Annotated in this window: 8 protein-coding genes; 6 read left to right on the top strand and 2 right to left on the bottom strand. The window is 60.6% G+C overall.

Annotated elements, in window-relative coordinates; translation table 11 throughout:
- Positions 1–118 precede the first annotated feature (118 nt).
- From ACLBKR_RS07360 to exoR, 4 genes are all read left to right on the top strand, one after another.
- Positions 119–979: a PopZ family protein gene (locus ACLBKR_RS07360; protein ID WP_113487587.1), complete on the top strand. Its 861-nt coding sequence runs from the start codon at positions 119–121 to the stop codon at positions 977–979.
- Between the two features lie 122 nt (positions 980–1,101).
- Positions 1,102–3,945 carry a valine--tRNA ligase gene (locus ACLBKR_RS07365; RefSeq protein ID WP_113437890.1) on the top strand — a complete coding sequence of 948 codons (2,844 nt, stop codon included), beginning with the start codon at positions 1,102–1,104 and terminating at the stop codon, positions 3,943–3,945.
- Positions 3,946–4,364: 419 nt separating this feature from the next.
- Positions 4,365–5,522, top strand: a complete 1,158-nt coding sequence (locus tag ACLBKR_RS07370; protein ID WP_414901244.1) for an OmpP1/FadL family transporter — start codon at positions 4,365–4,367, stop codon at positions 5,520–5,522.
- Positions 5,523–6,055: 533 nt separating this feature from the next.
- Positions 6,056–6,850, top strand: a complete 795-nt coding sequence (exoR, locus tag ACLBKR_RS07375) for an exopolysaccharide production regulator ExoR (RefSeq protein WP_112830211.1) — start codon at positions 6,056–6,058, stop codon at positions 6,848–6,850.
- 63 nt (positions 6,851–6,913) lie between these two features.
- On the opposite strand, the gene xth is transcribed toward exoR, so the two are convergent.
- Both xth and erpA read right to left on the bottom strand, forming a co-directional pair.
- A complete protein-coding gene (xth, locus tag ACLBKR_RS07380; protein ID WP_414901246.1) occupies positions 6,914–7,702 on the bottom strand; it encodes an exodeoxyribonuclease III in 789 nt (262 codons plus the stop codon).
- Between the two features lie 4 nt (positions 7,703–7,706).
- Positions 7,707–8,036 (bottom strand): iron-sulfur cluster insertion protein ErpA, encoded by a 330-nt coding sequence (gene erpA / locus ACLBKR_RS07385; protein ID WP_112830209.1) that lies wholly within the window; start codon positions 8,034–8,036, stop codon positions 7,707–7,709.
- A 207-nt stretch (positions 8,037–8,243) separates the two neighbouring features.
- On the opposite strand from erpA, the gene ACLBKR_RS07390 reads away from it, so the two are divergent.
- Both ACLBKR_RS07390 and argS read left to right on the top strand, forming a co-directional pair.
- A complete protein-coding gene (locus ACLBKR_RS07390; protein WP_112830208.1) occupies positions 8,244–9,461 on the top strand; it encodes a deoxyguanosinetriphosphate triphosphohydrolase in 1,218 nt (405 codons plus the stop codon).
- Between the two features lie 65 nt (positions 9,462–9,526).
- Positions 9,527–11,287: an arginine--tRNA ligase gene (argS, locus tag ACLBKR_RS07395; RefSeq protein WP_414901249.1), complete on the top strand. Its 1,761-nt coding sequence runs from the start codon at positions 9,527–9,529 to the stop codon at positions 11,285–11,287.
- The last annotated feature ends 62 nt before the right edge of the window (positions 11,288–11,349 follow it).

Genomic DNA, 11,349 nt, shown 5'->3' on the forward strand with positions numbered 1-11,349 from the left:
GGGCGGAGCCGTGATTTTTTTCCCCGTAGGCGTATCCTAAGGTGAACGCGAATCAGCCTGCGGCCAAGCGATGCCGCATTGCGGCAGGCGGTCAATTCTGGGACCAACGGGGATGAATATGGCTCAGCCAAATGTAGCGCGTGAACCGTCCATGGAAGAAATTCTGGCATCGATCCGCCGGATCATCGAGAGCAATGATCCGGGTGGAGACAAGGCCATGTCCGGTTCCCTGCCGCCGGTCTATGGCGGCGACGAGGACGAGATGGACGATGAGGTTCACCTGACGGTGGAGGACGAACTGTCCTATGCCGCTGCCGATATCGTTCCCGCCAACGACGCGGGCATTCCGGTCCAGCAGGCTGCCGCTTCGTTTGTCGCGCAGCCGGCTTCCGCCGAAAAGTCCCAGCCGAAGAATGTGTCCCTGGCGGATCTTGCCGCGCGCGTGCGTTCCGCTTCCGAGCGTGCCGATCGCATGGCCCCGGTGGAGCAGGAATCTGCCCCCGCACGCGCCGAAAGCCCGGTGATGACGAGCCGCATGGCCGAACTGCGGGCGGCTCCCACCCGTCCGGCCGAGCAGCCGTTCGCGCGTGCCGTCGTGGTGAGCGCCGACCAGCTCGCAGCCGCTCCGGCTGCTCTGGACGAGGCGGTTTTCGAAGCCGCGGCGATGGCCGATGTCGAGGCCGTAACAGCCCCCGCTCCCGTTATCGCCGAGCCGGCTTCGACAGCCGTCGAAGGCGCGGCGACCGCCGACGCCAGCATCAAGGCTCTCGTTTCGGCTGCCACAGTCGAGCAGGTTTCCCGCTCTTTCGGTGAACTCGCCGCGGCAATCGATGGCCAGCAGCGCCGCTCTCTCGATGAGATGGCGGAGGAAATGCTGCGTCCCATGCTGCAGGAATGGCTGGACGACAATCTTCCGACGCTGGTCGAACGGCTGGTGCGCGAGGAAATCGAGCGAGTGGCCCGCGGACCCCGCCGATAATTGCTTTTTTGCCGGGTTGAAGGACAGGGCCGCTCCGGCAACCGGGGCGGCTTTCTTGTTGACTCGGGATCGGCCATCCTATTTACAACCCAGCAAGAAGAACCTCGAAGTCTGGTCAGAAAATGCTCGAAAAGACCTACGATTCAACTACCGTCGAACCGAAGATCGCCAAGGCATGGGAAGAGGCCGACGCCTTCCGCGCCGGCGCCAACGCCAAGCCGGGGGAGGATACGTTCACCATCGTGATCCCGCCGCCGAACGTCACCGGTTCGCTGCATATGGGGCATGCGCTGAACAACACGCTCCAGGATATCATGATCCGTTTCGAGCGGATGCGCGGCAAGGACGTGCTGTGGCAGCCGGGCATGGACCATGCCGGCATCGCCACCCAGATGGTCGTCGAGCGTAAGCTCGCGGAAAAGCAGCTTCCCGGCCGGCGCGAGATGGGCCGCGAGGCCTTCGTCGAGAAGGTCTGGGAATGGAAGGCGGAATCGGGCGGCCTGATCTTCAACCAGTTGAGGCGCCTCGGCGCCTCCTGCGACTGGTCGCGCGAGCGCTTCACCATGGACGAGGGCTTGTCCGAGGCAGTACTCGAGGTTTTTGTCACGCTCTACAAGCAGGGCCTGATCTACAAGGACAAGCGGCTGGTCAACTGGGACCCGAAGCTGCTGACCGCTATTTCCGACCTTGAGGTCGAACAGGTCGAGGTCAACGGCAACCTCTGGCACCTGCGCTATCCGCTGGAAGACGGCGTCACCTACGAACATCCGGTCGCTTTCGACGATGACGGCAAGCCGACCGAGTTCGAGACCCGCGACTATCTGGTGGTCGCCACCACGCGTCCGGAAACGATGTTGGGCGATACCGGTGTCGCCGTTCATCCGGACGATGCGCGCTACGCGTCGATCGTTGGCAAGCATGTCATCCTGCCGATCGTCGGCCGCAAGATTCCGATCGTCGCCGACGAATATCCGGACCCGACCGCCGGTACCGGCGCCGTCAAGATGACGCCCGCGCACGACTTTAACGACTTCGAGGTCGGCAAGCGCAACGGTCTGCGGATGGTCAGTGTCCTGAACGTCGACGCGACAGTCACCATCACCGACAACGACGACTTCCTCGAGGGGCTGACGCCGACGCGCGAGCAGCAGGAAGTCTGGGAAACGCTGCAGGGGCAGGATCGCTTCCATGCGCGCAAGAAGATCGTGGACATCCTTGAGGCGGAAGGCCTCCTGGACAAGATCGAACCGCACAAGCACATGGTTCCCCATGGCGACCGCGGCGGCGTGCCGATCGAGCCGCGGCTGACCGAGCAGTGGTATGTCGACGCCAAGACGCTGGCCAAGCCCGCGATCGAGAGCGTCCGGGAAGGCCGCACCAAGTTCGTTCCGAAGAACTGGGAAAAGACCTATTACGAATGGATGGAAAACATCCAGCCCTGGTGCGTGTCCCGTCAGCTCTGGTGGGGGCACCAGATTCCGGCCTGGTACGGCCCGGACGGACAGGTTTTCGTCGAGAAGACCGAGGAAGAAGCGCTCGACGCGGCCGTTCAGCACTATCTTGCCCATGAAGGCCCTTGGAAGGCCTGGGTTCAGGAGAAGCTCGAGAATTTCCAGCCGGGTGAAATCCTCACCCGCGACGAGGACGTGCTCGACACCTGGTTCTCCTCGGCGCTCTGGCCCTTCTCGACACTGGGCTGGCCGGACGAGACGCCGGAACTCGCCAAGTATTACCCGACCGACGTACTCGTCACCGGCTTCGACATCATCTTCTTCTGGGTTGCCCGCATGATGATGATGGGCCTGCATTTCATGAAGGACGAAGACGGCAAGCCGGTCGAGCCCTTCCATACGGTCTATGTCCATGCGCTGGTTCGCGACAAGAACGGCCAGAAGATGTCGAAGTCGAAGGGCAACGTCATCGATCCGCTGGAACTGATCGACGAATACGGCGCCGACGCGCTGCGCTTCACGCTTGCCATCATGGCGGCGCAGGGCCGCGACGTGAAGCTCGATCCCGCCCGTATCGCAGGTTATCGCAATTTCGGCACCAAGCTCTGGAACGCGACACGCTTCGCCGAGATGAACGGCGCGGCCAACGATCCGCATTTTCTGCCGGAAACGACGACGCTGACCATCAATCGCTGGATCCTGACCGAGCTCGCGCGGACCGAACGCGAGGTGACCGAAAGCATCGCCGGTTTCCGTTTCAACGATGCGGCGGGCAGTCTCTATCGTTTCGTCTGGAATAATTTCTGCGACTGGTATCTCGAACTGCTGAAGCCGGTCTTCGCCAGCGACGATGCTGCGGCCAAGGCGGAGGCGCAGGCCTGTGCGGCCTATGTTCTCGACGAGACCTACAAGCTTCTGCATCCCTTCATGCCCTTCATCACGGAAGAGCTCTGGGCGCATACAGCGGGCGAGGGCAAGGGACGCGACATGCTGCTCTGCCATGCCGACTGGCCGACCCCGACCTTCGTCGATGACAGCGCCGCCGCCGACATCAACTGGCTGATCGACCTCGTCTCCGGCATCCGCTCTGTTCGCGCCGAGATGAACGTGCCGCCGGCTGCCGTGGCTCCGCTTGTCGTCGTCGGGGCAAACGGTGTGACCCGCGAGCGTCTTGCCCGGCACGAAGCCTCGATCAAGCGGCTTGCCCGCGTCGAAAGCATTGCGCTCGCCGGCGAGGCTCCGAAGGGCGCGGCACAGATCGTCGTCGGAGAAGCGACCGCCTGTCTGCCGCTGGGTTCGCTCATCGACCTTGCCGCCGAGAAGGCCCGCCTCGAAAAGGCGATCGCCAAGGTGGACCAAGAGAAGTCGCGCATCGCTTCCAAACTCGCTAACGAGAAGTTCGTGGCAAACGCCAATCCGGAAGTCGTCGCCGCCGAGCGCGAACGCTTTGCCGAGCTCGAAATACAACGCGCCAGCCTCGAAACCGCCTTGAAGCGGGTGGCTGAAGCCGGTTGACGGCAGCCTGCGGCGAATCGAATTTGCTGCAGTGCTTCCTTCGTTCGGGCATTTTTCGACGGTTTTTCATGGAGATGGATATGCTGCTTCGCAACAAGCGGAGCAGCATTTTTCATGCCGACCAAGCGGTAATAACCAATTGTGATGAGGGACACAGTTTTTTATCGATGTGTCGCCATTGCAACAAGTTGTTGATGTTTTGAAATTATGTTCCTTTTTTCGACGTAATTTAGAGATTTTTTGGAAAAAATGTCTTGTAATTATGACTTCTTACGTGAAGGTAAGAAGATTTACGTAAGAAATGCGATGCGTCTCGCCTGTTCTGGTGGTTTCCCGTTAGATTGTTATTACCCCCTGCCTCGCTAGAATGGGGTTCTTAGTTTTTGCCAGGAGTGGGGAGACAGATGGCAACTAATCTCATGAAAAAAACCTTGCTTTGCCTGTTGAGCGCCGGCGCCTTCGCCTCGGCGGCCCATGCCGGTGGTTTCTCGCGTGGTGAAGCAGATACCGACATTCTTTACGAGGATGGGACTGTCGTTATCCGTTCGGGTGCAACCTGGGTATCGCCCCAGCGCGAGTTCGAGACCACGGGAGGGGTCGCGAACGACGATGGCGTTTTCTCGGAAGACTACTGGATTCCAAGCATTGCGATGAAGGTGAAGCTGCACGACCGCCTGGCCTGCGCATTCACCTATACCCAGCCCTTCGGTGCGGACTCGAATTACGGTCCGGACGCGCAGGTGGCCGCATTGCTGAACGGCAACAACCCCTACGGCTACAAGGGCTTCGACACCAATGAATACGCTGCGACCTGCGACGTGAATTTCGAAGCGGGCCGGGGCGTCTTCCATGTCCTCGGTGGCGGGTTCATCCAGGATTTCAGCTATACCGCGCACAACGTCAGCAACAGCTACAACAGCCTGTTGCCGTCGGCGCTTCGCAACCGTGGCGGCACGCTCGAACTCGATGACAGCGGTTCCTACGGCTATCGTCTCGGCGCCGCCTACGAAATCAAGGAATACGCTCTGCGGGTGCAGTTGATGTACCGTTCGCAGATCGATCACGAAACGGACAGCGGTTCGTATAGCCTGGATGCTTTCCCGATCGAGCGCGAGGCAAGCGGCTACGGTTCGCTGCCGCAGTCCCTGAAGCTCAGTGTGCAGACCGGCGTTGCTCCGGGCTGGCTGGTCTACGGTTCCGTCAAGTGGACCGACTGGAGCGTGCTCGATGCGCTGAACTACAATATCGCCGGAACCAACTATCAGGACGTCTACAATTGGCGTGACGGCTGGACCATTCAGGCCGGTGTGGCGCACGCCTTCACCGAAAAGGTCGCCGGCACGATCAACGTAACCTGGGACAAGGGTGTCGGCACCGGAGCCGATATCATGACCGATACCTGGACCGTTGCTGCCGGCGCGGCTATCAAGGCGGGACCGGGCGAACTGCGCTTCGGCGCCGGTATCAGCTACATGACCGAAGGCAGCCAGTCCGTGGCACAGGGTGCGACCTACAATGCAACGGCGGATGGCGACTGGGCCTATGCCGTCTCCGGTTCTTACAGGATCTCCTTCTGATCCGTCAGTCTTCAGAAAAAGTCGAAAGCCCGGTTCACGCCGGGCTTTTTTGATCCCAGCCGCTCCCGAAAATGTGATGAAACTGCAACAGTTGTCCAATCCTTCCCTGAGGACCTCGGGTCGCCCGATTTTGTCCATTTCCCGCCACAAACGGAGCGCAGCGATACATTCGAGAAACGGCGGAAGCGTTTCGGGGTGGCGTTGCGCGAGTGAAGAATGGGGCAAGTGAACGGGGAATACCCTCTGGATTCAGCCGTTGTCGCGGGGGTGAGACGGCTTGCTAAGAATTTCCCCGGGTCGGAAATGCGTTGCATTGCGGCAGTCGCAGTCTTGCCAGAAAGGCTTTGTAATCTTGCGGAAGTCGCGTTTGATGCACGCGCAGGATACAGCGCTCGGCGCGTCGAATTGCGGCTCGGCGATGAACTCGATGTTCATGCTTTCGCGCTAAATCGTTCCAATGATACAGCCGATCCCTCGGTATCGAACGGACGGGTGGGTTGATGTCGTCGGTTTTGTGGAAGAAATTCGGAATTATGCTCAATTCGGACTGGAAGTCTCCGGCGACATTGCTTCTAGCGGCGGTTCTCTTTCTTGCTGCTGGCAACTCCGGGCATGCATTCGATATCAATTCGGGCGTGAGCAAGGAATCAGGCCCCTTCGACCTCTTCAAGTTCGGCTTCAAGGCTTACAAGAACGGCCAGAAGCAGGACGCGGTGGAGGCCTATCGCTACGCCGCCGAAAAGGGTCACACCGGCTCGCGCTGGGCGCTTGCGAACATGTATGCAGATGGTGACGGCGTCGTCGAGAATGATTTCGAGGCCTTCAAGATCTATTCGGAAATCGCCAGCGAAGGCGTCGAACCCGGCTCGGAAGACACCGGCTTCTTCGTCAATGCACTGATGTCGCTCGCCCGTTATTATCGCCAGGGCATTCCGGGAAGCCCCGTGCAGATCGATCTCACGCAGGCCCGGCAACTGTATTTCCAGGCAGCCTCGACCTTCGGCGTGCCGGAGGCGCAATTCCAGCTTGCCCGCATGATTCTCGCTGGCGAGGGCGGCAAGACGAACGTGCAGCAGGCCAAGAAATGGCTGAATCTTGCCCGCAAGGGCGGCCATGCCGGCGCCATGTCGGTGTTTGGCAACGTGCTCTTCCAGGAGGGGCAGACGGTTCGTGGTCTTGCTTTCCTGACGGCCGCCGTCGAGCGTTGTCCGCCGAAGGATTGCGGCTGGATGCAGGATCTCCAGGAGCAGGCCTTCTCGCTGGCGAGCGAGGACGATCGTCGTGTCGCCGTGGCGCTTGCTCCGCAGGTCTACAGCCAGAACGAATAGTCGCTTGAAGCAGCGGCGCAACCGGCGGCCCTTGCCGGCCGGTTGAAGGAGCGTACCCGAATTTCAGGCGAAGTCGAAGACGGCCGTGACCGGGACGTGGTCAGACGGCTTTTCCCAGCTCCTCACGTGCTTCTCGATCGAAGCGGATAGGAGGCGGTCGTTCGCCTCGGGCGACAGCATCAGATGATCGATGCGAATGCCGTTGTTCTTCTGCCAGGCGCCGGCCTGATAATCCCAGAACGAGTAGAGCAGGGGATCGTCGCTCGTCGCCCGCACGGCATCGGTCAGGCCGAGGTTTTCAAGCCGCCGGAAGGCAGCGCGCGTCGGCGGCAGGAAGAGCGCATCCGTCTCCCATTGCCTCGGATCGCGGCAGTCGTGCGGCTCGGGAATGACGTTGTAGTCGCCCGCGAGAATGAGCGGTTCCTCCAGCGCCAGCCGGCTTTCGGCAAACGCCTTGAGGCGCTCCATCCAGGCGAGCTTGTAGGGGTATTTGACCGGGTCATCGGGGGGATTGCCGTTCGGCAGGTAGAGGGAGGCAACGCGGACGACACCGCCCGCGACCGAAAAAACGCCTTCGATGAAGCGGGCCTGCTCGTCGGCGTCATCGCCGGGCAGGCCGCGATTGACCTCGTCCGGCCTGATTTTCGACAGAAGGGCGACCCCGTTGAAACCCTTCTGTCCGTGCGTTTCGACGTGATAGCCGAGCGCCTCGATCTCGAGACGTGGAAAGGCATCGTCCACCGACTTGATTTCCTGCAGGCAGACGATGTCCGGAGCCGAGCTTTCGAGCCACTGGACCAGATTGGCGATCCTGGCCTTGACGCCATTGATGTTCCAGGTGGCTATCTTCATAGGGTCATACCGAAAAGCTGGTGCCGCAGCCGCAGCTCGCGACGGCATTGGGATTCTTGATCTGGAAGGACTGGCCGAGCAGGTTGTCGACGAAATCGATCTCCGAGCCCGTCATGTAGGCGATCGACATCGAATCGATCAGCAGCGTTGCGCCGTCCTTGGTGATGACCACATCGTCGTCCTGTGGCCCCTTGTCCAGTTCGAACTTGTAGGAAAAGCCGGAACAGCCTCCGCCTTCCACGGAAATACGCAGCGCGCTCTTGTCGGCCTCGCTGGCGACGATGGCGGCGATGCGCCTGGCGGCGGCGTCCGAAAGGGTAACGGTTTCATCCATTTGCTATGTCCTCCTGACGGGTTCAAGGCCCGCGGGTTGGCAATCGGAACCGGCGCGGCTTCAAACGCGGGACACGAAAGAATGCCACTTTCGCGGATGGGATGAAGCTTATGCGCCCGACATTCGCTAAACTCAGCCTTGCCGGCTGATTTGCTATAGGTATGAAGGCGGCGCAATGGCGTCAATGGGCTGCAGACAGGACAAGGAATGACGATCGATAGAAGTGCCCTTGGTTTTGGATCGGGCGAGCGGGCGGTCTACGCGACCGACCCGTGGACGACGAGGGGCCGTTTGTTCCCGGAAAGCGGAAGCCCCACGCGCTCGGACTTCCAGCGCGACCGCGACCGCATCGTCCATACGACGGCTTTTCGCCGCCTGAAACACAAGACGCAGGTTTTCATCGGGCCGGATGGCGATCATTATCGCACGCGGCTTACCCACACGATCGAGGTGGCCCAGGTCGCCCGCGCACTTGCCCGCGCGCTGAAGCTCGATGAAGACCTCGCCGAAGGCGTGGCGCTTGTTCACGATTTCGGCCACACGCCCTTCGGTCACACCGGCGAGGATGCGCTGGACGAGGTTCTGAGGCCCTATGGAGGCTTCGATCACAATGCCCAGTCGCTGCGCATCGTCACCAAGCTGGAGCGCCGTTATGCCGAGTTCGATGGCCTCAACCTGACATGGGAAACCCTCGAAGGGCTGGTGAAGCACAACGGTCCCTTGCTGACGAAGGATGGCGAGGGAACCCGGGGTCCTGTGCCGCAGCCGATCCTCGACTATTGCGAGATCCACGATCTCGAACTTGCGAGTTATGCCGGTCTGGAGGCCCAGGTCGCGGCGATTGCCGACGACATCGCCTACAACACCCATGATATCGATGACGGCCTGCGTTCGGGTTACCTGACCTTCGAGATGCTGGAAGACGTGCCCTTCCTCGCCGGACTGATGCGGGAAGTGCGCGATCGCTACCCGCATCTCGACGAGGACCGCTTCACTCACGAGATCATGCGCCGGCAGATCACCCGCATGGTGGAGGACGTGATCGGGGTCGCACAGGAGCGGTTGCGGGCGGTTCGTCCGATGAGCGCCGCAGACGTGCGCGCCGCCGACCGCACCATTGCCACCTTCTCGGAGGAAATGGCCGAGACCGACCGGCAGATCAAGAAACTGCTGTTCAGCCGCATCTACCGCCATCCGGACATCATGCGCATCCGCGCGGGTGCCGCCCAGATCGTCACCGATCTCTTTCGCGCCTACATGACGGACCCGCGCCTGATGAAGAGCCATTATTGGGTCGACCACATAGCCGGCCTCAATTCGCAGGCGAGGGCGCGTCATGTCGGGGACTATCTCGCCGGCATGACGGACACCTATGCGCTGCGTACCCACAGGGAGCTGTTTGACCACACTCCCGATTTGCGATAGGCACCCCCACGATTTCTTTCAATTCGCCAGGCCTCCCGGTCGAGCGCCTGCTCCAGGTAAACGTCATGAACCTCTTCGCCGATTTCGAAACGAGAATTAAGAACGCGCTGGAACAGATCGACAGCATCAAGGAAAAGCGTTCCACCCTCGATTTCAGCCGTATCGTCGTCGAACCGCCGCGCGACTCGAGCCACGGCGATGCCGCGACCAATGCCGCCATGGTTCTGGCCAAGGGGCTCGGCACCAATCCGCGCGCGCTCGCGGAGGTGATCGGCGAAAAGCTCAAGGAAGATGCAGATATCACCGAGGTGACCGTCGCCGGTCCGGGCTTCATCAACATCCGTTTGTCGACCGGTTACTGGCAGTGCCTGTTGTCGACCGTGATCGCGGAAGGCACGGACTTCGGACGTTCGACGCTCGGCAAGGGCCGCAAGGTCAATGTCGAATATGTTTCGGCCAATCCGACCGGTCCGATGCATGTGGGCCATTGCCGCGGCGCCGTGGTCGGCGATGCGCTGGCCAATCTCCTGGCTTTCGCCGGCTTCGCGGTCGAAAAGGAATACTACATCAACGACGCCGGCGCCCAGATCGACGTTTTGGCGCGGTCTGTCTTCCTGCGTTATCGCGAAGCGCTGGGTGAGAACATCGGCGAGATCCCGTCGGGTCTTTATCCCGGCGATTACCTTGTTCCGGTCGGTCAGGCGCTCGCCGAGGAGTTTGGCGTTCGCCTGCACAACATGCCGGAAGAGGATTGGATGGCGATCGTCAAGGACCGCGCCATCGACGCTATGATGGCGATGATTCGCGAAGACCTCGCGACGCTGAACGTCCACCATGACATCTTCTTTTCCGAGCGCACGCTGCATGCCAACGGGGCTGCCAAGATCCGCACCGCGATCAACGACCTGACCTTCAAGGGACACGTCTATCGCGGCACGCTGCCGCCGCCGAAGGGGCAGTTGCCGGAAGACTGGGAAGACCGCGAGCAGACGCTTTTCCGCTCCACGGAAGTCGGCGACGACATCGACCGTCCGCTGATGAAGTCGGATGGCAGTTACACCTATTTTGCTGCCGACGTGGCCTATTTCAAGGACAAGTTCGACCGCGGCTATTCCGAGATGATCTATGTGCTCGGCGCCGATCATGGCGGCTATATCAAGCGCCTGGAGGCGGTCAATCGGGCGGTTTCGGAAGGCAAGTCGAAGCTCACCGTGCTGCTCTGCCAGCTCGTGAAGCTCTATCGCAACGGCGAACCGGTGAAGATGTCGAAGCGCTCCGGCGATTTCGTCACCCTGCGCGACGTGGTGGAAGAGGTCGGGCGCGATCCGGTCCGCTTCATGATGCTCTACCGCAAGAGTTCCGAGCCGCTGGACTTCGACTTTGCCAAGGTGACCGAGCAGTCCAAGGATAACCCGGTCTTCTACGTGCAATACGCTCATGCCCGTTGCATGTCCGTCTTCAGGCAGGCCCGCGAAGCCTTCCCGGATCTCGATATCGACGGTCTCGATCTGGCATCCGCTGTGGATGGCCAGATCAACGATCCGGCGGAACTGCAGCTTATCGCCAAGCTTGCCGAATATCCCCGGATAATCGAGGCTGCAGCCCAGTCCCAGGAGCCGCACAGGCTTGCTTTTTACCTCTACGATCTGGCAAGTTCCTTCCATGCTCACTGGAACAAGGGCAAGGATTCGCCCGAATTACGTTTTGTTAACGATAAACATCGACAATTGACCATCGCCAGGCTTGGGCTGGTGCATGCTGTCGCCTCCGTTCTGAAGTCCGGATTGTCCATAACTGGCACTGAAGCTCCGGCAGAAATGCGATAGTATCGTCACCATTTCCCCACATTGCACTGGCAAGCGTCTTGTCGCGTAAGTGAGTGGAAGTT

Origin of the sequence: Paenirhizobium cremeum, from assembly GCF_047553425.1 — a bacterium.
Classification (GTDB): Bacteria; Pseudomonadota; Alphaproteobacteria; order Rhizobiales; family Rhizobiaceae; genus Allorhizobium; species Allorhizobium cremeum.